Genomic DNA, 26,979 nt, shown 5'->3' on the forward strand with positions numbered 1-26,979 from the left:
AAGGTGGGCTTGCGCGTTGGCATGGCCACGCCGCGAATCCCGCCCGGTCTGTAGCCCTGGCCGCCAGGACTATAAGAATTACAACAGAATGAGTGGAGCACTATGATCAAGATTTCCAAGCTGTTCGCCGCAATGGTTCTGGCCGGGGTAGCCAGCCATTCGTTTGCCGCCGATACCATCAAGATCGGCATCGCCGGTCCCAAGACGGGTCCTGTGACCCAGTACGGCGACATGCAGTTCATCGGCGCCAAGCAAGCCATCAAGGATATCAACGCCGCGGGCGGCGTCGATGGCAAGATGCTCGAAGCCAAGGAATACGACGACGCGTGCGACCCTAAACAGGCCGTGGCAGTCGCCAACAAAGTGGTCAACGATGGCGTCAAGTTCGTCGTCGGCCACCTGTGCTCCAGCTCCACCCAACCTGCGTCCGACATCTACGAAGACGAAGGCGTGATCATGATCACCCCCGCCGCCACCAGCCCGGAAATCACCGCCCGTGGTTACCAGCTGATCTTCCGCACCATCGGCCTGGACAGCGCCCAGGGCCCGGCAGCCGGCAACTACATCGCCGACCACGTCAAGCCGAAGGTCGTTGCCGTCCTGCACGACAAGCAGCAGTACGGTGAAGGCATCGCCACCGCCGTCAAGCAGACCCTGGAAAGCAAAGGCACCAAGGTTGCCGTATTCGAAGGTCTGAACGCTGGTGACAAGGACTTCTCCTCGATCATCCAGAAGCTCAAGCAGAACAATGTCGACTTCGTCTACTACGGCGGCTACCACCCAGAGCTGGGTCTGATCCTGCGCCAGGCTCAGGAAAAAGGCCTGAAAGCCAAGTTCATGGGTCCGGAAGGCGTGGGTAACGACTCCATTTCGCAGATTGCCCAGGGCGCTTCCGAAGGCCTGCTGGTCACCCTGCCGAAGTCGTTCGACGCAGACCCGGAGAACAAGAAGATCGTCGACGCCATCAAGGCTGATGGCAAGGACCCGAGTGGCCCGTTCGTATTCCCTGCCTACTCGGCCGTCGAACTGATCGCTCAAGGCATCAAGAAAGCCGGCTCCGATGATACCGAGAAGGTGGCCAAGGCCATCCACGAAGGTACCTTCAAGACCCCGACCGGCGACCTGTCGTTCGACAAGAAAGGCGACCTGAAAGACTTCAAGTTCGTGGTCTACGAATGGCACTTCGGCAAGCCGAAGACTGAAGTCTCCCCTCAGTAACTGCGTGACTAATAGCTGACCTACGAGCCCACTGTGCGAGCAGTGGGCTTCGTTTTATGAGGTTCATGGGCCCGATCCCCGCGATCCGGGGGCGGGCTCACCTGAAAATCTTAAAACCGTCATCCGCGGTTTCCTGGCCGTACCCCTGCCAGTGAAATGCAAATCAGGTTTTTAGGAGCGCTGTAATGCCTGAGATCTACCATTTCTTCCAACAACTGGTTAATGGATTGACCATCGGCAGCACCTATGCCTTGATCGCCATCGGCTACACGATGGTGTACGGCATCATTGGCATGATCAACTTCGCCCACGGCGAGGTGTACATGATCGGTTCCTACGTGGCCTTCATCGCCCTGGCGGGTCTGGCCATGATGGGTATCCATTCGCTGCCGATCCTGATGACCGTCGCCTTCGTCGCGACGATCTTCGTCACCAGTGCCTATGGCTACAGCATCGAACGAGTTGCCTACCGCCCCCTGCGCAACAGCAACCGTCTGATCCCGCTGATTTCCGCCATCGGTATGTCGATTTTCCTGCAGAACACGGTCTTGCTTTCGCAGGACTCCAAGGATAAATCCATCCCCAACCTGATCCCCGGGAGTTTCTCCTTCGGGCCAGGCGGTGCTGAAGAAGTACTGATCAGCTACATGCAGATCCTGGTGTTCGTCGTCACCCTGGTGGCCATGACACTGCTCACCCTGTTCATCTCTCGTTCCCGCCTGGGCCGCGCCTGCCGCGCCTGTGCCGAGGACATCAAGATGGCCAACCTGCTGGGCATCAACACCAACAACATCATCGCCCTCACCTTCGTCATCGGTGCCGCCCTGGCGGCCGTGGCGGCCGTACTGCTGAGCATGCAGTACGGGGTGATCAACCCCAACGCCGGCTTCCTGGTGGGCCTGAAAGCCTTCACCGCAGCGGTACTGGGGGGCATCGGCAGCATTCCGGGCGCCATGCTCGGTGGGCTGGTGCTGGGTGTAGCCGAAGCATTTGGCGCCGACATATTCGGTGACCAGTACAAGGACGTGGTGGCATTCGGCTTGTTGGTTCTTGTCCTGCTGTTCCGGCCGACCGGCATCCTGGGCCGCCCGGAGGTTGAAAAAGTATGAACAGAAATCTCAAACAGGCGTTCTTCAGCGCCTTGCTGGTCTGGGCCGTGGCCTTCCCGGTGCTGGGCCTGAAACTGAGCATCGACGGCATCAGCCTGGTCGTGCACAGTCAGGGCTCGTTCACCATCAGCATCATCGCCGTGTGTTCGGTGCTGATGTTCCTGCGCGTGCTGTTCGACAAGCAGTGGAGTTCGGTGATGGGCCGCCGTTCGGATCGCAAGCTGATCCCCCCGGCAGTCAGCAACTACCTCACCCTGCCCAAGACCCAGCGCTATGTCATCATCGGGTTGATCGTGATGGCACTGGTATGGCCGTTCTTCGGCTCTCGCGGTGCGGTCGACATCGCTACGCTGATCCTGATCTACGTGCTGCTGGGCCTGGGCCTGAACATCGTGGTCGGCCTGGCAGGCCTGCTCGACCTCGGCTACGTGGGTTTCTATGCCGTCGGTGCCTACAGCTATGCCATGCTCTCGCACTACCTGGGCTGGAGCTTCTGGGTGTGCCTGCCGATTGCCGGCCTGATGGCTGCCACATTCGGCTTCCTGCTCGGCTTCCCGGTGCTGCGCCTGCGCGGTGACTACCTGGCGATCGTGACACTCGGCTTCGGCGAGATCATCCGCCTGTTCCTGCGTAACCTCACCGACTGGACCGGTGGCCCCAACGGCATCAGCAACATCCCCAAGCCGGAGCTCTTCGGCTTGACTTTCGAACGCCGTGCAGCCGAGGGCATGCAGACTTTCCACGAGTTCTTCGGGCTGCAATACAACTCGATCAACAAGGTCATCTTCCTGTACCTGGTGGCCCTGCTGCTGGCCCTGCTGGCTTTGTTCGTGATCAACCGCCTGCTGCGCATGCCGATCGGTCGTGCCTGGGAAGCACTGCGTGAAGATGAGATCGCCTGCCGTGCACTGGGCCTGAACCCGACCGTGATCAAGCTCTCGGCATTCACCCTGGGTGCCTGCTTCGCCGGTTTCGCCGGCAGCTTCTTCGCCGCGCGCCAAGGCTTGGTGACGCCGGAGTCGTTCACCTTCATCGAGTCGGCGATCATCCTCGCCATCGTCGTGCTTGGCGGCATGGGCTCACAACTGGGCGTGATTCTCGCGGCCATCGTGATGATCCTGCTGCCTGAGCTGATGCGTGAGTTCAGCGAATACCGGATGCTGATGTTCGGTGCGCTGATGGTGTTGATGATGATCTGGCGTCCGCAAGGCTTGCTGCCTATGCAACGTCCACAGATGGAGCTGCCCCGATGAGCCGCGAAATTCTGCAAGTCAGCGGCCTGAGCATGCGCTTTGGCGGCTTGTTGGCGGTCAACGGTGTGGGCCTGACCGTCAAGGAGAAACAGGTAGTGGCGCTGATCGGCCCGAACGGCGCCGGCAAGACCACCGTGTTCAACTGCCTGACCGGCTTTTACAAGCCCAGCGGCGGCACCATCCTGCTCGATGGCCAGCCGATCCAGGGCCTGGCCGGCCACCAGATTGCGCGCAAGGGCGTGGTGCGAACCTTCCAGAACGTGCGCCTGTTCAAGGAAATGACCGCGCTGGAAAACCTGCTTATCGCCCAGCACCGCCACCTCAACACCAACTTCTTCGCTGGCCTGTTCAAGACCCCGGGTTTCCGCCGCAGCGAGAAGGAAGCCCTGGAGCGTGCGCAGTACTGGCTGGAGAAGGTCAACCTCACCGAGTTCGCCAACCGCACCGCCGGCACCCTTGCCTACGGCCAGCAGCGCCGCTTGGAAATCGCCCGCTGCATGATGACCCAGCCACGCATCATCATGCTGGACGAACCAGCCGCAGGCCTGAACCCGAAAGAAACCGAAGACCTCAAGGCCCTGATCGCCTACTTGCGTGAGTCGCACAGCGTCACCGTGCTGCTGATCGAGCACGACATGAAGCTGGTGATGAGCATCTCCGACCATATCGTGGTCATCAACCAGGGCACCCCCCTGGCCCACGGCACGCCGGAAGAGATCCGCGATAACCCTGATGTGATCAAAGCCTACCTGGGGGAAGCGTAAATGCTGAAGTTTGAAAACGTTTCCACCTTCTATGGCAAGATCCAGGCGCTGCACAGCGTCAACGTGGAGATCAACCAAGGCGAAATCGTCACCCTGATCGGCGCCAACGGTGCCGGCAAGTCGACCTTGCTCATGACCCTGTGCGGCTCGCCGCAGGCGCACAGTGGCAGCATCAAGTACCTGGGTGAAGAACTGGTCGGCCAGCCGTCCTCGCACATCATGCGCAAAAGCATCGCCGTCGTGCCGGAAGGCCGCCGCGTGTTCGCCCGCCTGACCGTCGAGGAAAACCTGGCAATGGGTGGTTTCTTCACCGACAAGGGCGACTATCAGGAGCAACTGGACAAGGTGTTGCAACTGTTCCCGCGCCTGAAGGAGCGCTACATGCAGCGTGGCGGCACCATGTCCGGCGGCGAGCAGCAAATGCTCGCCATTGGCCGGGCACTGATGAGCAAGCCCAAGCTGCTGCTGCTCGACGAGCCCTCGCTGGGCCTGGCACCGATCATCATCCAGCAGATCTTCGACATCATCGAACAGCTGCGCCGCGATGGCGTGACGGTGTTCCTGGTGGAGCAGAACGCCAACCAGGCGCTGAAGATCGCTGACCGGGCTTATGTGCTGGAAAACGGTCGGGTGGTGATGCAGGGTACGGGGGAAGCACTGTTGACCGACCCGAAAGTGCGCGACGCGTACCTGGGGGGTTGAATGAAAAAGGGCCTTCGGGCCCTTTTTTCTGCCTGCAGGACGTGTATCGTGGCCAGCTCTTTGGCAAAGATTCCCCGGAGCCCGCCCCATGCGCCTCACCCCTACCCTGCTGCTCAGTGCCCTGCTGCCCCTGTTCGCTGGCTGCCAGTTACTGGCTGAGCAGCCCCGTGACCCGAACATCGGCACCACGCGCATGCAGGGCGAACTGAGCGCCAATGGCGGCCGCCTGTTGTTCAAGCCCTGCAGCGAGGCACGCCGCTTCGTGATCAATGACGTCGCCGGCACCGGCATCCTGCCGGAGGCCGCCAACCTGGCCAAGGACGCCAACGCCAAGTTGTTCGCCGACGTGCGCGGTCGCCTCACTGGCGCCAAGCAGGCCGACAACGACGGCCAGCTGGAGGTCAGCCGCCTGTACCGCCTGGAACCCTCCACCCGCGCTTGCGACGACCCCAACTTCAAGCAGCTGACCCTGCGCGCCAACGGTCATGAACCGGACTGGGACATCAAAGCCAGCGGCAAGGGCATGGTCATCGAGCGAATCGGCCAGCCCCCCCTGCCCTTGCCGTTCCTGGAAGAAGAAGTACCCGGTGGTGGCTTGACCCTGACCAGCGAAGCCAACGGCCAGCACGTGGAACTGTGGGTCGCTCCGCAGCGCTGTGCAGATATCGCCACTGGCGCCATCCACCACCTGCGCGCCGAACTGCGCATCGACGGCAAGACCTTGCAGGGTTGTGCTTACTACGGCGGCGCACGCGACAACTGATCACCGGGCGTTTTTATCCTGCCAGTAGGGGCAGCGAACAGCTTATACTTGGCGGTTTGTGTAAAGCCGCCGGCCGCCCATGGCCGGGATACTGGACCCTGCCATGCTACGAATCACCGAACTGAAGCTGCCCCTGGACCATCCTGACGAAGCGTTGCGCGAAGCCATCGTCCAGCGCCTGGGCATCCGCGACGAGCAACTGCTCAGCTTCAACCTGTTCAAGCGCAGCTACGATGCGCGCAAGAAGAACAGCGAACTGCTGTTCATCTACACCATCGACCTGGAAGCCAGCAACGAGGCCGAGCTGCTCAGCAAGTTCGCTGATGATCGCAACATCGGCCCTGCGCCAGATGTCACCTACAAGTTCGTCGGCCAGGCCCCGGCAGGCCTGCAGGAGCGCCCGATCGTAGTCGGTTTCGGCCCTTGCGGCATCTTTGCCGGCCTGTTGCTGGCACAGATGGGCTTCAAGCCGATCATCCTCGAACGCGGCAAGGAAGTTCGCCAGCGCACCAAGGACACCTGGGGTCTGTGGCGTAAAAGCGTACTCAACCCTGAGTCCAACGTGCAGTTCGGTGAAGGCGGCGCCGGCACCTTCTCCGACGGCAAGCTCTACAGCCAGATCAAGGACCCGCAACACCACGGCCGTAAAGTGCTGGAAGAATTCGTCAAGGCCGGTGCGCCGGACGAAATCCTGTACATCAACAAGCCGCACATCGGCACCTTCCGCCTCACCGGCATGGTCGAACAGATGCGCCAGGACATGATCGCCCTGGGAGCCGAAGTGCGCTTCCAGGAGAAGGTCACCGACCTGTTGATCGAAGATGGCCAACTGACCGGTGTCGTGCTTGAAAGCGGCGAACAACTGCACTCTCGCCATGTGGTATTGGCCCTGGGCCACAGCGCCCGTGACACCTTCCGCATGTTGCACGCCAAAGGTGTCTACATGGAAGCCAAGCCGTTCTCGGTGGGCTTCCGTATCGAGCACCCGCAAACGCTGATCGACAAGGCGCGCCTGGGTAAGTACGCCGGCCACCCGAAACTGGGTGCCGCCGACTACAAGCTGGTTTACCACGCCAGCAACGGCCGCTCGGTATACAGCTTCTGCATGTGTCCGGGTGGCACCGTGGTCGCGGCCACCAGCGAGCCAGGCCGAGTCGTCACCAACGGCATGAGCCAGTATTCGCGTAACGAGCGCAACGCCAACTCCGGCATCGTCGTCGGCATCGATCCCGAGCGCGACTACCCGGGTGGCCCGCTGGCCGGTATCGAACTGCAGGAGCGCCTGGAGGCGCACGCCTATGTAATGGGCGGTAGCAACTACCAGGCCCCAGCGCAACTGGTGGGCGACTTTGTCGCCGGCCGCCCCTCCACCGCTCTGGGCAGCGTCGAGCCGTCCTACAAGCCGGGCGTGACCTTGGGCGACCTGGCGCCAAGCCTGCCGGACTTCGCCATCGAGGCGATCCGTGAGGCACTGCCAGCGTTCGACCGACAGATCAAGGGCTATAACCTGCATGATGCGGTGTTGACCGGGATCGAGACGCGCACCTCGTCGCCACTGCGGATTACCCGGGGTGAGGATTACCAGAGCCTGAACCTCAAGGGGCTGTTCCCGGCGGGTGAAGGGGCCGGGTATGCGGGCGGGATCCTGTCAGCCGGTGTGGATGGCATTCGCATCGCCGAGGCGGTGGCGCGGGATATGCTCGGCATCTGATTCTTTATCGAATGACAGGGCCTCTTCGCGGGTGACCCCGCTCCTGCACGGAACAGTGGTCTCCCCGCAGGGGCGGATTTCCCCAAGGCCTGCTGGCAACAACATATAACAAAAACGAATATGGTTTTTGTTTTAAGGAACATCGTCACAGGCTAGGGTGTACGCCCGTACCCTTCGTAAACTGCTCATGGAGGGCCTATAGCCCGTGCGTAGCCTGCTTACCCGTTTCTTCCAACTGGAAGCCGCCAGCGGCCTGCTGCTGATCGCTGCCGCCGTTCTGGCCCTGGTCATCAACAACTCGCCACTGTCCTACCTGTACAGCGGCTTGCTCGACGTACCCGTCGCCGTCCAGATCGGCGCGCTGAACATCGCCAAGCCATTGCTGCTGTGGATCAACGACGGCCTGATGGCCCTGTTCTTCCTGCTCATCGGCCTGGAAGTCAAACGCGAGGTGGTCGACGGCCACCTATCCAAGCCCTCACAAGTGATCCTGCCTGCCACCGCAGCCGTGGGCGGCATGGTGGTGCCAGCGCTGATCTACTGGTTCATCAACCGTGACAACCCCGCAGCCGTGGCCGGCTGGGCAATCCCTACCGCCACCGACATCGCCTTCGCCCTCGGTGTCCTGGCCCTGCTCGGCAAGCGCGTACCGGTGTCACTGAAGTTGTTCCTGATGACCCTGGCGATCATCGACGACCTGGGTGCAATCATTGTGATCGCCCTGTTCTACTCCGGCACCCTGTCGAGTGTGTCACTGCTGCTGGCTGCGGCCTGTCTGGTGGTGCTGGTGGCGATGAACCGGCTTGGCGTGGTCAAGCTTGGACCCTACATGATCGTTGGCCTGATCCTGTGGGTCTGCGTACTCAAGAGTGGTGTGCATGCCACCTTGGCCGGTGTCGCCCTGGCCTTTTGCATTCCGCTGCGTACACGCCATGCTGAATCGTCGCCTCTGCTGGCGCTGGAACACGCCCTGCACCCTTGGGTGGCCTATGCCATCCTGCCACTTTTCGCCTTCGCCAATGCCGGCGTTTCACTGACAGGCATGACCGTAGATAGCTTCACCCACCCAGTGCCGATGGGCATCACGGTCGGCCTGTTGCTGGGCAAGACCGTGGGGGTTTTCGGCCTGACCTGGGTGGCGGTCAAGCTGCGCCTGGCCTCGCTGCCTGCAGGTGCTGGTTGGGGGCAAATACTGGGGGTGGCGATACTCTGTGGCATTGGCTTCACCATGAGCCTGTTCGTAGGCTCGCTCGCCTTCGCCCCGGGTAGCAGTGATTACGCGGGCATGGACCGCATGGGTATTCTGACTGGCTCGTTCTTTGCCGCAGTGATCGGCTACGCCGTCACCGCGATGGCCAGCCGCAAAACCAGCGTTGCCTGACTTGACTGAAGCATAAGAAAAACCCCGACTGGCAGCAGCCATGTCGGGGTTTTTATTACTGCACTACGGTCAGTGCGAAACGCGACTGGTACCGTCTACAGTCATGATGCGCACTCGGTCGCCAACACGGAAGATTTCGTTCTCCTGCACGGCCTGCACATAGGCGCGCATGCTGCCATCATCTTCACGAACGGTAATTTCGACACCTTGGGTACGAGTCAGGCCTTCTTCTGCTGCGGAACCCGCCAAGCCACCGGCCACGGCACCGATCACGGCAGCCACGATGCTGCCACGGCCACCGCCCACGGCGCTGCCGGCTACACCGCCCACGATGGCACCAGCACCGCCGCCAATCGGGGTCTTGGTGCCCTCGATCTTGACCGGACGCAGGGATTCGATGGTGCCCATACGCACGGTTTGCACGCGGCGGGCTTCGTCACGGGAGTAGCTGTCACCGGTCAGGCTCGAGGCACAGCCCCCCAGCAGCAGCGACATGGTGGTAAAGGTCGCCACCAGCAAAGCGGATTTACGCATGGGTAAAGTCTCCATAAGTCAGGTGCTCATTAGACGCTGCACATTGACGGCTGTCACGGTACAAACGTAATAAAATTGTTTTCATTCAGCCGGGGTACAGCCTGCCGGGCTGTGTCGAAGGCCTTTCAAGTGAGACCAAGAATAGCCATGGATTACTTCATCGTCGTGGTCACCACCGTTACGGGACTGTATTTTCACTGGTGGCTGTATGTGCGCATGCGCCGCTGGATGGACCGTGACCTGGCCTTGTCGCTGGCAGGGGCTGATCCTGAAAAACGCGCGTTCATGCTTGAAAGGTTGGCGCAGGCGCGGCAGGAGAAGGTAGGGCGTAAGCAACTACCGGGGTGGTTGGAGCGCGAGGCGGCGGGATATCCGGGGTAACTTGATCGATGGCTGGGGCCGCTTGGCAGCCCCAGTTACTCAGGGTGCCAGCCGCTCTCGCAGCCACTGCCCATCCACCAGCCGATAGTTCAACCGGTCATGCAGGCGGCTTGCGCGCCCCTGCCAGAACTCGATGCGCTCGGGCAACAAACGGTATCCCCCCCAATGCTCAGGGCAATGCGGCTGGGTGTCGGAGAAACGCGCTTCAGTGGCCTTTACCAGGCCCTCCAGTTCCTCACGCCCGGCAATCACGCGGCTCTGTGGCGAGGCCCAGGCCCCCAGACGGCTGCCCAGCGGGCGGACCTGGTAGTAGGCATCCGACTCCTGCGCCGTAACCTTCTGCACTCGACCTTCAATGCGTACCTGACGTTCCAGCGCCGGCCAGAAGAAGGTCATGGCCGCAAAGGGGTTGGCTTGCAGTTGCTGGCCTTTGGCGCTGTCGTAGTTGGTGAAGAAAGTGAACCCCTGCTCGTCGAGCCCCTTCAACAGCAATACACGGCAATGCGGGCGACCTTCGCCGTCCACGGTGGCCAAGGTCATCGCGTTGGCTTCCACCGGTACCTGCTCGGTTTTCACCGCATCGGCGAACCACTGGTGGAACAGGGCAAACGGCTCCCCCGGTGCCTGGGCTTCGGTCAGTCCATCACGGGTGTAGTCGCGGCGCATATCGGCCAGGGATTGGGTCATGACTGCGGTTCCTTGACGATCAGTTGGTCTTCGCAGGGCTGTTGGCAGCTACTTTCTTGTCAACGGCAGCTTTCTTGGCCGCAGGCTTGGCTGGCGCAGCTTTTTTCTTGGCTGCAGTCTTCGCAGGTGTTTTGGCCTTGGCTACAGGTTTCTTCGCCGCAGCCTTGGCGACCGGCTTGCTGCCAGCAGCCTTGGCATCCTGCACGGCCACCATAGAGGCCGGGGCGGGTGCCGGGGCGGCCTGCTGGTATTTGGCCAGGAGTGCAACCATGGTGTTCTGCGGGGTCAGCAACATTTCCACGCGGCGGTTCAGGGAGCGCCCCTCGGCGCTGTCGTTGGCAGCGCGCGGCATCATCGAGCCCATACCCTTGAGGGTCAGGCGGTCACGCTGCAGGCCGCTGAGGCGGAAGATGGCCGATACCGAAGCGGCGCGCTCCAGGCTGAGCTTCTGGTTGGCAACGGCGGCACCGCTGCTGTCGGCATGGCCCAGCACCAGCACGGCAGTCTTGGGGTCGCCTTCGACAGTCTTGGCGACGCGGGTGATCGGGCCCAGGGACAGGGGCAGCAGCATGTTCGGGCGATCACGATTGTATGAGCTGTCTACCGGCAGGGTTACCGCCAACACATTGTCGCGACGCTCCAGCTCCAGCTTGCTGTCCTTGATCGCTTCACGCAGCTTGGGCTCGTATTCGTCCAGCCAGGCCTGGGTAGCCTTCTGATCAATCTTCGGCACCACCGGCCCCTTGGCTTGCTCATCGTCACCGCCAAACGGCCACCACCAGCGGCTGGCGCTTTCGGATTTGGCATCGGCTTTGGCCACGGTTTCAGTAACGGCTGACTTCACTTCCTGCTCGGCAACCTTTTCCGAACCGAAAGGCCACCAGCTGGAACCACCTACCTTGGAGCCATCCGGGGAGTGGCTGGCGCAGCCGGTAACGGCGGTCAGGCACAGGGCGAGTGCTAAGGTTTTATGTGAAGACATCAGCGATACACCATGAAATAGAAAGATATTTTGCCCAGGGACTTCAGGCCTTGGCATTGAGGATAGTCAAAGGGGTGTGGCAATACCCGCATTACCCGATCAAAGGCAAGTGGCAAGAACGCGCACCAGTTTCTGGGCCCGTGGGTCCATCAGCACATAAGGGCCTAGGGTATTGACCACAAAACCGAAGGCCACATCGTGCTCCGGGTCGGCAAAACCGACCGAGCCACCGGCACCGGGGTGGCCAAAGGCGCGGGCGCCAAGACCAAAGGTGGCATTCGCCACATCGGGCTGGTCGAGCATGCAGCCCAGGCCGAAACGGGTCTGAGTGAGCAAGGTACGATCCTGGCCGAGGCTATGCTCGCGGGTCAGCTCATCGAGCAGTTCGGATTCAAGCAGGCTGCCGTCCAGCAGACCGGCATAGAACCCCGCCAGGCTGCGTGCGTTGCCATGGCCATTGGCCGCTGGCTGCTGCATGCGTCGCCATTCCGGTTTGTTGGTGCTGGTCAGTATCGCGGGCGGGTTGGTAAAGGCGCGGGTCGACAGTGCCTCAGGCTCGCGCATGGTCACCTGCAGCAAGCGTTGCGCTGCGGCATCTCCAGCGTTGCCCTTGCCACGGGCAATATGCGCCACGCGGTGGAACTCTTCGTCGGCCAGGCCAACATGGAAATCCAGCCCCAACGGGCGGGCGGTACGGGCCACGATCGAGTCGCCAGGGCCACGGCCGTCGGCACGGCGGATCAGCTCGCCGATCAGCCAGCCATAGGTGATGGCGGCATAGCCGTGTTCTGTGCCTGGCGTCCACCACGGAGTCTCGGCGGCCAGGGCATCGACCATGACCTGCCAGTCATACAAAGCTTCGGCCGGCAGCAGCTCACGAATGGCCGGCAAGCCGGCACGGTGGCTGAGCAACTGGCGCAAAGTGATCGACTGCTTACCCGCCTGGGCAAACTCGGGCCAGTAGTTGGCCACCGGGGTATCGAGGGCCAGCTTGCCCTCGCCGACCAGTTGCAGGGCGGTAACGGCCGCGAAGGTCTTGGTGCAAGAGAACAAGTTGGCGATGGTATCGCTGTGCCAGGCCTGCTGGCCGTCCTTGTCGGCACAGCCGGCCCACAGGTCAACGACGGTTTCGCCACCCACCTGGATGCACAGCGCGGCGCCACGCTCCTGGGGATCATCGAACAGCGCGGCAAAGGCTTCGCGCACGGCTTCGAACTTCAGCTCATAGTGACCCTGGATCTGCACCCGCTGCTCTCCGTACGACCATATCCAAAAAGGTGTGCATTGTTTCAGTAGTTGGGCGTTTTGCAAACTGGCTTGGACCAAGTGGTCGCGACACAAAGCCACTCCCACGTAAGATGACTGCACCAGCCTGACTTCAGGGGGCCGGTCTTTCCAGCTCGGCACGCAGCTGGCTCATGGTGTGCAGGTTACTTTTGCGCACGGCATCGACAAACCCTGGATAGGGCATGTCGGTAATCGCCACCAGCCCGAGGTGGCCGTTCTCACCATCGAGCAGGCGACCGCTGGCCGGTTGGTCGAGGTACTGGAACCAGTGCGCGCCAACGATCATCGGCTGCGCCAGGGCCGCCTTGAGGAAGTTTGCGTAGGCCGGGCCGCGATCCTCTTCCCGCGCCAGCTCCAATGGCCCCGGCCAGAACGGCCCGCGATCACGCGAGCCGAACTGGAACTCGGACACGAGCACCGGCTTGTCCAGCTCCGCCAGGCGGGCAAAGTCGTAGCCGTCCTGTGGCTTGAGGGTATAGAAGTTGAAGCTCAGTACATCGCAGAACTCGGCACAGGCCTTGACCGCCTCCGGTGTACTGACCGCATAGCGACCACCCAGGAGCATGTGATTGGGCGCATGCCACTTCAACGAATCGGAAATGGTCTTGAAGTAGGTCTCGGCAAATACCCGCTGGAAGTGTTGGTAGTCACGCTCGATTTCCGGGTGCTCCGGGTTAGGCAACGGCGCCTCGAAGCCAGGATCCTCCATTAGCTCCCAGGCGGTCAGTTCGATCCCCCAGGCCTTGGACAACCCCTCCTGGTTGCGATACTTGTCGCGCAGCTGCTTGAGAAACGCGCGTTTGGCTGGCACGTCGGTGGTCAGGCGCAAGGTACCGTAGGCCAGGCCATAACGGGCCTGGGGATCGCTTCCGGGGGCAGCCCAGGCCAGTTCGTTGTCCGCGAAGTAGCCGATCAACCAAGGGTCGTCGCGGTGATCGCGAGCGGCGATGGCCACCGCACGTTCGGTGGCCATGGCAAATCGCGGGTCGAACGGGTCGGGCATGCGCCCCCACCAATCCATGCCAGTGCTGATGCTGGCATAGTCGCCCACGATCGACAGCGGCAAGGTATACGGCATGCGTCTGGCCTGGCCAAGGGCCGGCTCGCTCCAGTTGCCAACGGTGTTGAACCCCCAGGCCAGAAGCCGGTCAAGCGCGTGCGCCTGCCAGCGGTCGGCATCCAGCACCGGCAGTGCGCAGTTGGCTGGCTGGCCCTCCACTGCGGGCGGACAGGGTTTGCCATAAGTACGCTGCAGGTTGGCGGCGTAGAAGTCGAACCAACGCCCCTGCTTGAAATTGCGCCCCTGCGACGAGGCATTGCCATCGTCGTTGTTGCTTTCGCCATAGAACCCGGCCAGTGCATCGCCCTCGGCGGGCAGGGCCTTGAACATGCCTTCGCGCCCGGCGACATAAGTACGCCCACCGTCTGCCGCCACGGCGTTCACCCCCAGCGAATAGAACGGGTGCCCATCCGGCGTTATCAGGTACCAGCGGCCATCACGCTTTTCAGTGCGAAAGAAGCCCTTGGCTGCAAAGGCCGGCCCGCCCACCAGGCCACCGTAAGCGTCCAGCTGCTGCTTGCTGCGCTCCGCCAACCAACCCTTGAGCTGTTGCTGTTCACGGGTATCGGCCGCCTTGAGCTGCTCGTCACTGGATACCTTCTCGGGCCAGTTCCCGCGAGTCGACTGGCCATAGGCATCAATCAGCTCGTGATAGGCCGCCCTGTACGCCTGGTCGTCATCCTGGATACCGACACGCTCGATCAACAGGCTCTGCGCCACCTTGGGGCTGGGGATGCTCAGGCTGACCGAGATCACCTGCTTGAGGTCGACTGCACCGGCACTGCTGGTCAAAAGGAGGCGCTGACCACCGTGGGTCCACGGCATCGGCGGGCCGGCGCGCATGCCCTGGTCCAGCGGCGAACTGGCTGTCAGCGGCACCATCACCGTTTGCGCGGGGCCTGCGGGCAGGTCGATACGGCTGGTCAAGGTGCCGCCATCGCTGCCTTGCACCGTGACATCCACGGTCAATGCCCAATCCATGGCACTTTGCAGGCGCAAGGTCAGGAACTGCCCGGCGGACCAGTCCCACACCCCGCTCTGCGGGCTCAGGCGCAGGGTGGGCTGCTGCGCCGGGTTGAACACCACACGCCGCAACACCTCGCCCTCGGCCGTTTGTTCCGCGTTGTACTGCGGCATGCCGGCATTCACGGTCGCCACATTGACCACCGAGGCCGGGCGCACGAAGCTGAACAGCGTTTGCTGCTCGGCCAGCAAGGGCGAACTGCACAACAAGGCGAAGACGGCGGGCACGGTACGGCGGATCATAAGGCGAGGGCTCTCCTTCAGGGCCCTGATGGGCCCAAGACTGAGTAATGGACAATGCGCCGGCGCAAGTGCTCGGCGGTCAGGAAATTTCCCGCCGGAACGGCGGCAGCGCATTGAGAATAGCCTTGCCGTAGCGCTGGGTGACCAAGCGCCGGTCAAGCAAGGTGATAACGCCGCGATCCTGCTCGGTACGCAGGAGGCGACCGCAGGCCTGGATCAGCTTCAACGAGGCGTCGGGCACGGCAATTTCCATGAACGGGTTGCCGCCACGTGCCTCGATCCACTCGGCCAGCGCAGCTTCGACCGGGTCATCGGGCACAGCGAAGGGAATCTTGGCGATGACCACGTGTTCGCAATACGCACCCGGCAGGTCGACGCCTTCGGCAAAGCTGGCCAAGCCAAACAGCACGCTGTGCTGGCCATCGTCGACCCGCGCCTTGTGCTTGTTCAGGGTTTCCTGCTTTGAAAGGTTACCCTGGATGAGCACCAGCTTGCGCCAGTCACGGTCCAGACCGTCAAACACATCCTGCATCTGCTTGCGTGACGAGAACAACACCAGCGCGCCACGGGCATCTTCGACAATGTTCGGTAGCTCGCGGATGATCGCCGCGGTGTGCGCTGCCGCATCGCGCGGGTCGGCCTGCAGGTCGGGGACCCGCAGAAGGCCGGCATCGCCATGCACAAACGGGCTGGGCACCACGCAGGTGACTGCGTCGCGCGGCAACCCCGAACGCATGCGGAAACGGTCGAATTTGCCCAGCGCGGTCAATGTCGCCGAAGTTACCAGCGCACCGTGGGCCACGCTCCACAGGCTGCGCCGCAGCATTTCTGCGGCGAGGATGGGGCTGGCGTTGACTTCGATGTCGAACAGCGCGCCACTCTCGGCCAACGTCAGCCAGCGCGCCATGGGGGGGCTGTCTTCCGGGTCTTCTGCGGTGAAGGCTGTCCACAGCTCCCAGTTGCCTTGAGCACGGGTGACCAGGCTGCCGAACAACGGATACCACTCTTCGGCCTGGTGGCTGGCGATGCCGATGTTGACCTCGCCGTCCATGCCTTCCTTGAGCAGGTCAGCCAGACGGGTGAACAGATCGTTGAGGCGGGCAAAGCCCTTTTTCAGTTCGATGCCCACTTCGCGAATCTGCTCCGGCACCACCCCTCCCTCGAAACGGTAACGCGGGCGCTCACGGCCTTCGGTGTCCTCGCTGGGACGGAAGTCGGCCACCTGTTCACAAAGGGTGAACATGAACTGCTGCTGGGTGCGTACTTCTCGTGCCAGCTCCGGCACCTGCTCGATGTACTTGCCCAGGTCGCCGGGCAGCGGATGCTGGGCCAGCAGCTTGGTCAGGTTCTTGGCGGTCTGCTCCAACCAGTCGGCGGTAGAGCGCAGCCGCGAGTAATGGGCGAAATGGCCGATGGCCTTGTCTGGCAGATGATGGCCTTCGTCGAACACGTACATGGTATCGCGCGGATCGGGTAGTACCGCGCCGCCACCCAGGGCCAGGTCGGCCAGGACCATATCGTGGTTGGTGACGATCACGTCGACCTTGCCCATGCCTTCGCGGGCCTTGTAGAACACGCACTGCTGGAAGTTGGGGCAGTGGCGGCCGGTGCACTGGCTGTGGTCGGTGGTCAGGCGTGCCCAGTCCTGGTCCTCCAGGGCCTCGGACCAGCTGTCACGGTCACCGTCCCAGCGGTTGCCGGCAAGCTTCTCGATCATGCTGTTGAACAACTTCTGGCTGCGCTCGTCGACTTCGATACGGAAGCCTTCTTCTTCGAACAGTTGAGCCGTGGCGGACTGGGCGTGGCCTTCCTGCAGCAGGATGTCGAGCTTGGACAGGCACAGATAGCGGCCACGGCCCTTGGCCAGGGCGAAGCTGAAGTTGAGGCCGCTGCTGCGCATCAGGTCGGGCAGGTCCTTGAAGACGATCTGCTCCTGCAGGGCCACGGTGGCCGTGGCGATCACCAGGCGTTTGCCCGCGGCCTTGGCAGCCGGGATGGCAGCCAGGCTGTAGGCTACCGTCTTGCCGGTACCGGTGCCCGCTTCCACGGCCACCACCGCAGGCTCGCCAGCGCGGCGGCCTTCATCGTCGCAGGCAATGTCGCCAAGTACCTTGGCCACTTCGGCGATCATCAGGCGCTGGCCATAGCGCGGCTTGAGGCTCTTGGCTTCGAGAAAACGCGAATAGGCGCCCTGGATAGTGGCTTTGAGTTCGTTGCTGATCATGGTCTGCAGGCGCCCGGAGGGCTGGATATATTTTCAGTGTTTCGCATGGGGCGGCTATCATACCCCGCTATTGCCCTTTCTGCCGCATGGAGATCCGAATGCTCGCCTTTGCCCTGCCCTACACACTGCATGTTCTGGCCGCCCTGGTATGGGTCGGCGGCATGTTCTTCGCCTGGCTGGTGCTGCGCCCGGCAACGGTTGCAGCCCTGGAAGGGCCTGCCCGCCTGCGCTTGTGGGTGGAAGTTTTCCGACGCTTCTTCGGCTGGGTCTGGCTGGCGGTGGCGATTTTGGCGATAAGTGGTATCGGCATGTTGCACATGCGCTTCAGCGGTTTCGAGACAGCACCCAGGTACGTACACGTGATGATCGGTGGCGGGATCGCCATGCTTGCCTTGTTCATGCGCATTCAGGCGTTGCTGCTGCCGGAATTGAAGGCAGCAGTGCAGGCCGAGGACTGGCCGACGGGGGCGGCGGTACTGGGGCGCATTCGGCGGATGGTGGGGGTCAATCTGCTGCTGGGGCTGGCCGTGGTTGCGGTGGCCAGTTCGCGGCTGGTGATCTGACAGGTTCTGCGCGCAACCAGTAGCGAAACCGGTGCCACGGTGGATGTCACCGGCGTTGCCGGTGTTCGCGGGCAAGCCCCACAAGGGATCGCGGTGAGAGTCACAGCCACTGCAGCTCACTTCACCCGCGGCGCCTCGCGCACACGGGGAATGGACATGACATGGAAGATCCCCGTCAACAGGATTTGCAACCGGTCAAACCAACGGTGACTGCGCCCGCGCAGGCTGCGATTGAAGAACAGCACTTCAAGCAAGTGCAGACCCAACAAGACGATGCCTGTGGCATTGATCAGCAGATTGAAGGGCAAAGGTTGTGGCATCAGCTGATTGAACAACAACACCCCCCAGAAAGCGACCGTCAGGACCTTGCCCAGACCCAGGATGAACTTCATACCCGTCCCTATAGATTGTTGTCATGTCGAGGCGACCCGATCGAGCAAACCGTGCGAACGACATTGACGGTAATGCCAAGGCAGGCGCCTGCACCACTCAGTTGAAGTGCAGCTCCACCCGTCGGTTGCGCGCGCGGCCCTCCTCGGTTTCGTTGTCGGTCACCGGCTCGCTTTCCCCGCGGCCCTGGCTGGTGACCTTGCCCATCTCCAGGCCCTGACCAATCAGGTACTCGGCGACGCTGCTGGCGCGGCGTTCGGAAAGTGCCTGGTTGTAGCTGTCGGAGCCCACACTGTCGGTATGCCCGATCACACGGACCTTGGCCACCGTCGGTGAGTTGAGTTTCGCCACCAGGCCTTGCAGGCGTTGCTGGGCCGCCGGCGTCAGTTCGGCGGAGTCGAAGGCGAACATCACCGCGCCGTTGTCATCGAGGGTGATCACCTCTGGCGAGGGTTCGGGAGCACTGGCAGGTGGCGCTGCCGGGTACTGTCTGAGTGGGCAACCCATGTGGTCGACCGCCGTGTTGGCTGGGGTCTCGGGGCAGTGATCACGCCGATCGAAAATGCCGTCACCGTCTTCGTCACCGTCCTGGGCATAACAAATCAGCCCCCCGGCGATGGCGCCCAGGGCACCACCACCGGCAGCCCAGGAAGAACTCTCGATGGCGCCAAGGCCACCACCGACCAAGCCGCCCAGCAGGCTGCAGATGGGCCAGGTCCTTTGATTGAGGGGCGCACTGCCATCGCTGTGCGTAGCGCAGCCCGCGAGCAGGCTGGCAGCCACCAACAGCGGCAATGCCGCCTTCGACGTCACACTCATGCTGAATGCTCCTGTGTCATTGGCCACAAACGGCCGGGCGGCATGAAGATGCGCCCGTGCCACTGCTCAAGGCACGAGCGCACGCCGTCTTACCGCTGGATCTTGATCTCGGTACGACGGTTCATGGCACGCCCTTCGGCTGTGGCATTGTCTGCCACCGGCTGGGTCTCACCCGCGCCGACCACCGAAACGAAGCTGCTGCGCGCTACACCGCTGTCGACCAGATAATCGGTCACCGAATGGGCACGTCGCTCGGACAGCTTCTGGTTGTAGCTGTCGGAACCGACGCTGTCGGTATGGCCGCTGACGCTAAGGCGGGCAGATGGCGCTTCCTGCTTCAGACGCGTGGCAATGGTATTGAGGCGCTCTTTGTCACTGGCAGTCAGGCGCGCAGAATCGAACTCGAAGTGCACATCACGGATGACAATGACTTCTTCCTTCTGCACCACCACTTCTTCGACCACCGCGACCGGCTCAGGCGGGCATCCGTTGGCATCGACCTGCACACCACGCGGGGTGCCAGGGCATTTGTCACGGCTGTCGGGCACGCCGTCGCCATCCTCGTCGCCATCGCCGTGGGCCCAGCAATAGCCCGCCGCCAGGCCACCGCCCAACAACGCACCCCAGCCAGCCCAGCTGGAACTTTCGATGGCGCCCAAGGCGGCGCCGCCTACACCCCCGACGGCGGCACATTTCGGCCAGTCGGTTTTTTGCAAACCTGCACAACCAGTCAACACACTGGTGAGCAGTACCAGGGGTATCGCTGTGCGTACTATGCTCATTTCATTGCTTCTCCTAGGGGGAATCGGCATAAGACCGATCTCTGGGAGTAAAGACCGCTCATCCCAACCCTGCCAGCAATAAGCTACGTCACGGCCACATGCCTCTTTGCCCACACGCCGCAGCCCGCTAGTCTTGGACGACTAGAACGAGGAATGGCAATGACCGAAGGTTTTTCCAAACGCACCCCGCAACAGGCCCTGGCAGCCCTGCTCGAGCGCTTCACTCCGCGACGCCTGCTGCTGGTAGGTACGCGCTTTCCGGCGCTGGACGCCTTCGCCCAGGCGCACCCCCAGGTGACCATCGACATCGCCGCCCCTGGCCCGCTGCCGGCCGAACTGGCCGCCCAGCGCTTTGATCTGGCGGTACTGGTGGACTGCCTGGAGCACTTGCCCAAGCGCACCGGCCTGGAGCTGCTCGGCGGCATTCGCAACCTCAACGCCAGCCGGGTTGCAGTGCTGGCCGACCTGGCCGCCTGCGGCTGGCAGGACACCGACTTCTTCGCCCTGGCCTTGTCGGCCAGCGAGAAATTCCGCCGTGACCAACAGGTTTTGAGCCTGTTCACCTATGATCTACATGACTATAAGCAGGTACCGGACTGGCTCAACGCCAGGTTCTGGGCCAACCCTGAAAACTTCGGCAAGTACTGGTGGTGATGATGAGTGTCTCGGTCTGCCCTTGTGGCAGTGGCAACCTGCTTGACGCCTGCTGCGGGCATTACCATGCCGGTACCCCGGCACCGGATGCCCAGGCCCTGATGCGCTCACGCTACAGTGCGTACGTGCTGGGCCTGGTCGACTACCTGGTAGCCACCACCCTACCGGTTCAGCAAGCCGACCTGGACCGTGCTGCCATCGCCGACTGGAGTGCACAGAGCACCTGGCTGGGCCTGGAGGTGGAAAGCGCAGAAGTGCTGGGCGGCCAGCCGGAACACGGCTTCGTCACCTTTACCGCGCGTTGGCACGACCAAGAGGGCGATCATCAGCACCGTGAACGCTCGGCCTTCGTCCAGCATGCCGGTCGTTGGTACTTCATCGACCCAACGGTCGGGCTGAAGGCCGGGCGCAACGACCCCTGTCCCTGCGCCAGCGGGCAAAAATTCAAGAAATGCTGCGCCAGCTACGTAGGGAACTGAACATGATCAAGCGCACCCGTCTGCTACTGCTCGGTGCGCTGCTGGCATGGCTGACGGGTTGTGCCAGCTGGGGCGAGGACTGGCGCGAGCCCGAAGTGCATCTGGTCGAGGTCGAAACAGTCAAGGCCAGGTTGCTGGAACAGGAGTTCGTGTTGCACCTGCGGGTCGACAACCCCAATGACAGCCGCCTGTTCATTCGCAACGTGTCGTATGCAATACGCCTCAATGACCTGCTACTGGTGCAGGATCAAGCCAGCGTATGGCGCAGCGTGGGCGGGCATGCACGGCGCACGTTCAAGATCACCGCACGAACCAACCTGTGGCAGCACCTGAAGCCACTGGCCAAACTGCTGAAAAGCAAGCAGCCGCTGCATTACACCCTGCAGGGCGAACTGGCGACCGGGTTGCTCATCCATCGGGACCTGCACATATCACGCAGTGGTGAGATAATCTCCGGCGATCACATACCGGAGTAACCCTGCAATGTCCCAACAGCCTCACGTTCATGGCCCTGACTGCAACCATGACCATGATCACCACCACGATCACGGCCATGTACACGGCCCGCACTGCAACCACGGCCATCAGGAGCCGGTACGCAACGCCCTGAAGGACGTTGGCCGTAACGACCCGTGCCCGTGCGGTAGCGAGAAAAAGTACAAGAAGTGCCACGGCGCCTGATCGACTGACTCGATAAAAAACTGAGAGATTGCGCGAACACTGTGGGGAGCGGGCGCGCCCGCGAACACGGGCGAAGCCCGTGCCATCCACCGCGCCACCTGCTTCGCGGGCTTGCCCGCTCCCACAGGTACCGTGCCAGCCTCTGAATCATGAGCCTGGCACAGGTAGGCTACGCGGCCTTTCGCCGGTTAGCCCCCAGCAGGTCCTGGTACCAGAGGCCGGCATCATAGGCGATGGTCACCAGGGTGGTCTCGACATACTGCGGGTGCTGGGCCATGCGCTGGGCAACCGCCAGGCAGGCAGCGGCTGTATTACCGACGAAAATGCCACTCTGCATGTAGAACCAGCGCTGTGCGGCCAGCATTTCTGCATGGTGCACCTGGGCCCGCTCGTCCACCAGCGACCAGTCCATGAACGGCGGGCAAACGCCCACGGCCATGCCTTCAAAACGATGATCGGCGAACACGCCGGCCCTCGAGTCACAGCCATTGGGATCGACCAGCACCGTCGACACCTCGAAGCCATGGTCCTTCAGCCCCAGGGTGATACCCGTGAAACTGGCGCCAGTACCCGCACAGCCCACGAACAGGATCTGTCGCCCCGCCCCGGCGTTGGTCAGTTGCATGGCCAGTTCGCTGGCGGTCTGATAGCGGTGGGCCTCGATGCCTACCGGGTTGTTGAACTGGTCGGTGTAGAAGTATGACTTGCCCAGCGCGGCCTGGTTATCCAGGTGATGCATCACCACGTCCTTGGGTGTGGCACCGGCCATCAGCATTTCCTTGCCGATCAGTCGGGCACCGAAACACTCCAGCAGATCCCGCTTGGTCTGGCTGAAACTCAGCCCGACCGCCAGCTCTACGGCGACCTGGTATTTGTGGCAAGCCGCCAGCAAGCCAAAGCCGAAACTGCCACCGGTCTTTTCGATGACGGTCGTCACCCCAGGAGTGATGTCACCCTTGCGCACGGCATGTTCGACGATCTGCCGCGCCGCCCGGTATTTGTGGCTACCGCCCGGGTTGTTCATTTCCAGTTTGGTGTAGATACGATCGCTGACACTGATGAGCTCGCTCATTTGCGGCTACCTTCCATTGAAGTATGCAGACCGGCCTTGTTCTGCAGCAGCCCGGCAGTGGCAACCAGCAGCCCCATGCAGAGGACCATGCAGATGGCATTGGTACCGTCCCAGCCAACCGAGCTCAGCAACAGCGAAGGGCTGAATGCGCCGAGGGTGGCAAAAATGGCAATGGCCAGGTCGTTCTTGCCCTGCATCTGCATCGCGGCCGGGCTGTTCTGCAGTGACTGGGCCAGCAACGCACCTCCGCCTACATAAGTGAGGTTCCAGCCCAGTCCAAGGGCAATCAGTGCCAGGGTCATCATGGCGTAGCTGTGCGACCAGATATTCATCGCCGAACAACCGATCAACAGGGCCAGGCCCGCGCAAATGGTGGTCTTGATACCCAGTCGCTGGATGATGGCGCCGGTGAAGAACGACGGGGCAAACATGGCGATCACATGCCACTGGATCGCCAGTCGGACGTCAGTGAAGTCCTCGTGCATGTGTTTCATGTGCATCGAAGCCTGGATCATCAGCAGGTTCATGATCCCGTAGCCCAGCGCAGCGACAGCCATTGCCACAACCACGCTCGGGCCTGCCGGCTCGGCGCGGGTGCTTGCCGGCTGTGTTGCGCTGTTGATCGCGCTGGCCGTACCCGCATCATTGGGCAGGCACAGGGCAATCAACAACGACAGCAGCGCCAGGCCGACAAACGCGGCATAACACAGCGAAAACAGTGGGAAGCCACCAACATCACGCAGCCACTCGGTAAGCGTTGGCCCGACGACAGCCGCGATGACCCCGCCAGCCACGACCAGCGAAAGCGCCTTGGGCTTCAAGGCCTGGGAAAGATTGTCGGTTGCCGCGAACCGGTTGAAGTTGGCGAACGCGATGTACACACCCAATGCTGAGTGGCTGAGGACCAGCGTTGGAAAATGCTGGTGCTCCACCGCCAGAAAGCCGCTTACGCCAGACAGCGCCAGGGGAATCGCGCCCAGCATGAACGCCTTTTTACGGCCGATGCGGCTCATCAGCCTGGAAACCGGATAGGTTGCCAACATCAGGCAAAGAAACTGGAACCCGTACGGCACCGTGGACCATGCGGCGTCAGGCGCCAACGAGGCCCCGACAATGGCGGCCATCGTCACCGACATCACGGCAGTCGTCAGGTTGATCGACTGTGCGGTGAAATACAGGTACGTGCGCCGCGGTAACGTGCTGTTCATAATGCGTGCTCGTGATAAGGGGACAGGTCGATTTCGGCCTCGGGGAACACGCAGATCAGCCGTTCCTTGCCTTTACCCAGGCGTTTGCGCTTGACGCCAAGGCGCCCGATGCGCCGAGGCGAATCGAGGTGCGTGCCACCGCACGGGATTTCGATCCCGTTGTAGGTCCACAAACGCGCGTCCTCCAGGCCTTGAACCGCGTAGTGCTCGATGGGCGCATCGCAGCCGATCAGTTCATTCGCCCGTCGTTCGATTTCAAGTACGTCTTCAGCCGTGAACGCGTCCTCGACCAGGAAGTCGAAACGTGCCGTGTCTTCTTTGATATGGCAGCCGATCGTCCATTGCTTCAGCTCTTCACGCAGCCCGATGGCGGCGGCATACAGGAAGTGGCTGGCACTGTGAGACAACGTCAGCCGTTCGCGCCGTTCAATATCGATAGTGACGCGGGCCGGCATGCCTACGATGACTTCATCAAGCAAGTGCAAATCATCAGGGTGCAAGCTGTGAATAATGATGCCGCCCAGTTTTCCGCCTTTGAAACCCTCCAGGCGAATAGGGCTACCGTAGAGTTTTTTAACCCAGATGAATCGCACGGTACCCACCGGTAATTCAATCGTGCCGAAGTCCGCTTCCTGGCCGCCACCTTCCGGGTAGGCCACTGTGCTCAACAACTCGATGCCGTCACTGTGCACGCGTGCTACTTGAGTGTTCGCGCCCGCCAGGTACTGGTCTTTGTAATACAGTTTCTCGGTATTTCGTAAAACTTCATAGTTAAGAGAGTTCATGATTCCAATACCACCTGCAATGATGTTTTAACCTGTACCCGGGCAGCGGCCGGGACGTCTTTGGTAACAATGCAGCCCGGTCCGATAAACGCGCCGTCACCCACATGAATTGCGCCCAGCACACTGGCGAAAGCGCCGATCTGTACCCGGTTACCCAACGTCGGATGCCTGGGGTTCGAGGGGTTGTCACTGATACCGCGGGCGCCCAGGGTCACCCCGCCCAGCACGTAGCAATCGTCACCAATGGTCGACGTTTCACCAATGACGGTGCCCATGCCATGATCGATGATGAAGCGCGCACCGATGCGGCTGCGGAAATGAATCTCCGCCCCCGACAGCATTTTTCCGCGCCGGGAAATCATGGCGGCCAGGCATTGGCCGCCGGCGCCGTAGGTAGCGGCGCTATTGTTGTAGATCCAATGGGCAAGCCGATAATGCAAAACCGCAGAATAAGAGGTGTAGGTTTTTGCAATGAATACCAGGTCGCGGCCGGCAGCCGGATCTTTCATGGCAAATGCCTGCAAATCGGCATGTGCCTGTTCAGTCACACTTTCAATGACCGATGTTTCTTTCAGTGCTTCGAACTCGACGATTGAACAACACTCCAATAACGCCGAGGTCACAAGATTCTTTACAACTTTGAATGACTCCAGTTCGTCAGGGACAGGAAGCCTGGCAATGACGGCTGATTGCATGTCCATAGGGTGCATGGGCTTGATATCCAGTTGTCGGGTCTGCACAAACGCTATAAGTGCCGCCTTTGTTGGCAGCCGAAAGTTTCGACACGGGGATAGTGGCATGTGCTGGCCATTTGCAAACGAACAGTCGACAAGCATTTCCGTTAACTGTTAGGCTTTTTTTTCTAACGGTTTCGGACCTGCCATGACCCCCTGCAGCCTTCATCACCTGTTGAAACAACGCCTGGATGCAGGCGAGTGGTTGCCAGGGCAACGCATGCCCTCCATCCGCAAGCTGACGGCGGCAGTCGACTTCAGTTACCACGACGTCGTATCGGCCTATGCCCAGTTGGTCAGCGAAGGTGTGTTGACGGCATCACCCGGCCGTGGCTACTTCGTGGCAAACCGCGCCCGGCAAACCAGCGTGATCCACGAACCCGAGTGCATGGCCGGCGATCCGCTGTTCCGGCTGCTGCAGGGCGGCCAGCACTTCACCAAACTGGGCAGCGGCTGGCTGCCCCCTGCATGGCGCGACACCGAGTTGCTGGCCAAGGCAATTCGGCGCACGGCGCGGTTGGAGCAGAGCTCGCTGGCAGAGTACGGCGACATCCAGGGCTATCTGCCCATGCGTAAACAGCTGTGCGTGCACATGAAACGGCTGACCCGTGTCGAAGCCCGCCCCAACCAGTTGCTGACCACACTGGGTGCCACGCAAGGCCTGGACCTGGTGGCACGGTTGCTGATCAAACCAGGCGACCACGTTTTCGTCGACGAACCGGGCAACGGCAACCTGATCAAGCTGATCCAGCTGGCGGGCGGGCACGTCGTCGGCATTCGGCGGACCCAGGACGGGCCGGACGTGGAAGAAATGAGAAGCCACCTGGCCAGGCACAAGGTCAAGGCGTTTTTCTGCAACAGCACCTTCCACAACCCGACCGGCAGCAACATCAGCCCGCACAACGCTTTCAGCGTCCTGCGCCTGGCGGTGGAGCACGAGTTCTTCGTGGTCGAGGATGATGTGTATGGGGACTTCAGCCCCGCCGTGCGCCAGACCTTTGCCGAGCTGGACAACCTTGACCGGGTTATCTACATCGGCAGCTTCTCCAAGTGCCTGTCGGCATCGCTGCGCGTGGGGTTCATTGCCTGCTCGCAAGACCTGATCGAGCCGCTCACACGCCTTAAACTGCTGACCTGCGTTGCTGTCCCGGCGTTTTGCGAACGCTTCGTCAACACCATATTGTCGGATGGCACCTATGCCCGGCACATGAAGGACGTGCAGCAGCGCCTGATTCGCCAGCAAGTGCAAACCCAACGCTTGCTGCTCGAGCGCGGCTGGCAGTTCGACATTGCACCACAAGGGGGGATGTTCCTCTGGGTCTACCACCCGGACCTGCCCGACCTGCAACCTTTCATGCGTAAACTGGAGCAGCACAAGATCCTGCTGATGCCCGGCTCTGCATTCGCGGTGAGCCGTGACTATCAACGCTACACGCGTATCAATTGCACGCATTTTTCCGACGCCTTGGCTGAGCACTTCGACGTTTGAC

General features: G+C 61.7%; 28 protein-coding genes. 15 read left to right on the forward strand and 13 right to left on the reverse strand.

The features are described 5' to 3' along the window. Nucleotides 1–102 precede the first annotated feature (102 nt). The 8 genes from ACYCCG_RS19245 (at nt 103) to nhaA (ending at nt 8,901) form a co-directional block, all read left to right on the forward strand. Nucleotides 103–1,218: a branched-chain amino acid ABC transporter substrate-binding protein gene (locus ACYCCG_RS19245; protein ID WP_176685313.1), complete on the forward strand. Its 1,116-nt coding sequence runs from the start codon at nt 103–105 to the stop codon at nt 1,216–1,218. 185 nt (nt 1,219–1,403) lie between these two features. Next, the gene (livH, locus tag ACYCCG_RS19250) at nt 1,404–2,327 is read left to right on the forward strand and encodes a high-affinity branched-chain amino acid ABC transporter permease LivH (RefSeq protein ID WP_008097482.1); all 924 of its coding nucleotides are present in this window, start codon (nt 1,404–1,406) and stop codon (nt 2,325–2,327) included. Next, nucleotides 2,324–3,580 carry a high-affinity branched-chain amino acid ABC transporter permease LivM gene (locus tag ACYCCG_RS19255; RefSeq protein ID WP_176685314.1) on the forward strand — a complete coding sequence of 419 codons (1,257 nt, stop codon included), beginning with the start codon at nt 2,324–2,326 and terminating at the stop codon, nt 3,578–3,580. Before livH ends, ACYCCG_RS19255 begins: the two co-directional genes overlap by 4 nt. Further along, nucleotides 3,577–4,344, forward strand: coding sequence for a high-affinity branched-chain amino acid ABC transporter ATP-binding protein LivG (livG, locus tag ACYCCG_RS19260; RefSeq protein WP_021785842.1), 768 nt, complete (start codon nt 3,577–3,579; stop codon nt 4,342–4,344). The genes ACYCCG_RS19255 and livG overlap by 4 nt, the downstream gene beginning before the upstream one ends. Then, nucleotides 4,345–5,046 carry an ABC transporter ATP-binding protein gene (locus tag ACYCCG_RS19265; RefSeq protein WP_021785841.1) on the forward strand — a complete coding sequence of 234 codons (702 nt, stop codon included), beginning with the start codon at nt 4,345–4,347 and terminating at the stop codon, nt 5,044–5,046. It begins immediately after the preceding gene. An 88-nt stretch (nt 5,047–5,134) separates the two neighbouring features. Beyond that, entirely contained in the window at nt 5,135–5,809 is a 675-nt protein-coding gene (locus ACYCCG_RS19270; protein ID WP_084850151.1) for a COG3650 family protein, read from the forward strand. A 103-nt stretch (nt 5,810–5,912) separates the two neighbouring features. Then, nucleotides 5,913–7,520, forward strand: coding sequence for an NAD(P)/FAD-dependent oxidoreductase (locus tag ACYCCG_RS19275; protein WP_209967667.1), 1,608 nt, complete (start codon nt 5,913–5,915; stop codon nt 7,518–7,520). Between the two features lie 205 nt (nt 7,521–7,725). After that, nucleotides 7,726–8,901 (forward strand): Na+/H+ antiporter NhaA, encoded by a 1,176-nt coding sequence (nhaA, locus tag ACYCCG_RS19280; RefSeq protein WP_176685316.1) that lies wholly within the window; start codon nt 7,726–7,728, stop codon nt 8,899–8,901. 69 nt (nt 8,902–8,970) lie between these two features. Here the strand turns inward: nhaA and ACYCCG_RS19285 are convergent, their stop codons facing one another. Next, on the reverse strand, nt 8,971–9,435 hold the full coding sequence (locus tag ACYCCG_RS19285; RefSeq protein WP_009684613.1) for an outer membrane lipoprotein: 465 nt from the start codon (nt 9,433–9,435) through the stop codon (nt 8,971–8,973). A gap of 147 nt (nt 9,436–9,582) precedes the next feature. Between ACYCCG_RS19285 and ACYCCG_RS19290 the strand changes: the two genes are divergently transcribed. After that, nucleotides 9,583–9,816, forward strand: coding sequence for a hypothetical protein (locus ACYCCG_RS19290; protein ID WP_176685317.1), 234 nt, complete (start codon nt 9,583–9,585; stop codon nt 9,814–9,816). Nucleotides 9,817–9,855: 39 nt separating this feature from the next. Here the strand turns inward: ACYCCG_RS19290 and pdxH are convergent, their stop codons facing one another. The 5 genes from pdxH to dinG all read right to left on the reverse strand — a co-directional run bounded on the left by pdxH (nt 9,856) and on the right by dinG (nt 17,322). Continuing rightward, the gene (gene pdxH, locus ACYCCG_RS19295) at nt 9,856–10,503 is read right to left on the reverse strand and encodes a pyridoxamine 5'-phosphate oxidase (RefSeq protein ID WP_176685318.1); all 648 of its coding nucleotides are present in this window, start codon (nt 10,501–10,503) and stop codon (nt 9,856–9,858) included. 19 nt (nt 10,504–10,522) lie between these two features. After that, entirely contained in the window at nt 10,523–11,485 is a 963-nt protein-coding gene (locus ACYCCG_RS19300) for an OmpA family protein (RefSeq protein WP_176685319.1), read from the reverse strand. A gap of 99 nt (nt 11,486–11,584) precedes the next feature. After that, nucleotides 11,585–12,730 carry a serine hydrolase gene (locus tag ACYCCG_RS19305; protein WP_176685320.1) on the reverse strand — a complete coding sequence of 382 codons (1,146 nt, stop codon included), beginning with the start codon at nt 12,728–12,730 and terminating at the stop codon, nt 11,585–11,587. 133 nt (nt 12,731–12,863) lie between these two features. Continuing rightward, nucleotides 12,864–15,098 (reverse strand): beta-galactosidase, encoded by a 2,235-nt coding sequence (locus tag ACYCCG_RS19310; RefSeq protein WP_209967670.1) that lies wholly within the window; start codon nt 15,096–15,098, stop codon nt 12,864–12,866. A gap of 79 nt (nt 15,099–15,177) precedes the next feature. Continuing rightward, nucleotides 15,178–17,322 carry an ATP-dependent DNA helicase DinG gene (gene dinG / locus ACYCCG_RS19315; RefSeq protein WP_209967672.1) on the reverse strand — a complete coding sequence of 715 codons (2,145 nt, stop codon included), beginning with the start codon at nt 17,320–17,322 and terminating at the stop codon, nt 15,178–15,180. A 98-nt stretch (nt 17,323–17,420) separates the two neighbouring features. Between dinG and ACYCCG_RS19320 the strand changes: the two genes are divergently transcribed. Further along, nucleotides 17,421–17,885, forward strand: a complete 465-nt coding sequence (locus tag ACYCCG_RS19320) for a CopD family protein (RefSeq protein WP_020191313.1) — start codon at nt 17,421–17,423, stop codon at nt 17,883–17,885. A 116-nt stretch (nt 17,886–18,001) separates the two neighbouring features. Here ACYCCG_RS19320 and ACYCCG_RS19325 read toward each other — a convergent pair whose 3' ends face one another. The 3 genes from ACYCCG_RS19325 to ACYCCG_RS19335 form a co-directional block, all read right to left on the reverse strand. Then, nucleotides 18,002–18,277: a DUF1145 domain-containing protein gene (locus ACYCCG_RS19325; protein ID WP_209967674.1), complete on the reverse strand. Its 276-nt coding sequence runs from the start codon at nt 18,275–18,277 to the stop codon at nt 18,002–18,004. A 97-nt stretch (nt 18,278–18,374) separates the two neighbouring features. Further along, a complete protein-coding gene (locus tag ACYCCG_RS19330) occupies nt 18,375–19,094 on the reverse strand; it encodes an OmpA family protein (RefSeq protein WP_209967676.1) in 720 nt (239 codons plus the stop codon). An 89-nt stretch (nt 19,095–19,183) separates the two neighbouring features. Further along, entirely contained in the window at nt 19,184–19,876 is a 693-nt protein-coding gene (locus tag ACYCCG_RS19335; RefSeq protein WP_176685325.1) for an OmpA family protein, read from the reverse strand. Between the two features lie 159 nt (nt 19,877–20,035). Between ACYCCG_RS19335 and ACYCCG_RS19340 the strand changes: the two genes are divergently transcribed. Genes ACYCCG_RS19340 through ACYCCG_RS19355 form a run of 4 tightly spaced genes read left to right on the forward strand, consistent with a single transcriptional unit; the run spans nt 20,036 to nt 21,690 of the window. Continuing rightward, on the forward strand, nt 20,036–20,530 hold the full coding sequence (locus tag ACYCCG_RS19340) for a DUF6231 family protein (RefSeq protein ID WP_209967677.1): 495 nt from the start codon (nt 20,036–20,038) through the stop codon (nt 20,528–20,530). Between the two features lie 2 nt (nt 20,531–20,532). Beyond that, on the forward strand, nt 20,533–21,009 hold the full coding sequence (locus ACYCCG_RS19345; protein ID WP_209967679.1) for a YchJ family protein: 477 nt from the start codon (nt 20,533–20,535) through the stop codon (nt 21,007–21,009). 2 nt (nt 21,010–21,011) lie between these two features. Further along, on the forward strand, nt 21,012–21,485 hold the full coding sequence (locus ACYCCG_RS19350; RefSeq protein ID WP_176685333.1) for an LEA/WHy family protein: 474 nt from the start codon (nt 21,012–21,014) through the stop codon (nt 21,483–21,485). Nucleotides 21,486–21,492: 7 nt separating this feature from the next. Next, nucleotides 21,493–21,690, forward strand: a complete 198-nt coding sequence (locus ACYCCG_RS19355; RefSeq protein WP_003254900.1) for an SEC-C metal-binding domain-containing protein — start codon at nt 21,493–21,495, stop codon at nt 21,688–21,690. Between the two features lie 169 nt (nt 21,691–21,859). Here ACYCCG_RS19355 and ACYCCG_RS19360 read toward each other — a convergent pair whose 3' ends face one another. From ACYCCG_RS19360 to ACYCCG_RS19375, 4 genes are read right to left on the reverse strand one after another with little or no spacing between them, the layout of a single operon-like run. Then, a complete protein-coding gene (locus tag ACYCCG_RS19360) occupies nt 21,860–22,762 on the reverse strand; it encodes a pyridoxal-phosphate dependent enzyme (RefSeq protein WP_209967681.1) in 903 nt (300 codons plus the stop codon). Next, nucleotides 22,759–23,970, reverse strand: coding sequence for an MFS transporter (locus ACYCCG_RS19365; protein WP_209967684.1), 1,212 nt, complete (start codon nt 23,968–23,970; stop codon nt 22,759–22,761). Before ACYCCG_RS19365 ends, ACYCCG_RS19360 begins: the two co-directional genes overlap by 4 nt. Beyond that, nucleotides 23,967–24,755 carry an alanyl-tRNA editing protein gene (locus ACYCCG_RS19370; protein WP_459671525.1) on the reverse strand — a complete coding sequence of 263 codons (789 nt, stop codon included), beginning with the start codon at nt 24,753–24,755 and terminating at the stop codon, nt 23,967–23,969. Before ACYCCG_RS19370 ends, ACYCCG_RS19365 begins: the two co-directional genes overlap by 4 nt. Further along, nucleotides 24,752–25,465 (reverse strand): serine O-acetyltransferase, encoded by a 714-nt coding sequence (locus ACYCCG_RS19375; RefSeq protein ID WP_176685337.1) that lies wholly within the window; start codon nt 25,463–25,465, stop codon nt 24,752–24,754. The genes ACYCCG_RS19370 and ACYCCG_RS19375 overlap by 4 nt, the downstream gene beginning before the upstream one ends. 172 nt (nt 25,466–25,637) lie before the next feature. On the opposite strand from ACYCCG_RS19375, the gene ACYCCG_RS19380 reads away from it, so the two are divergent. Further along, nucleotides 25,638–26,978: an aminotransferase-like domain-containing protein gene (locus ACYCCG_RS19380; RefSeq protein ID WP_176685338.1), complete on the forward strand. Its 1,341-nt coding sequence runs from the start codon at nt 25,638–25,640 to the stop codon at nt 26,976–26,978. Nucleotide 26,979 lies beyond the last annotated feature (1 nt).

The sequence above is a fragment of the Pseudomonas sp. VEM90 genome (assembly GCF_054611535.1).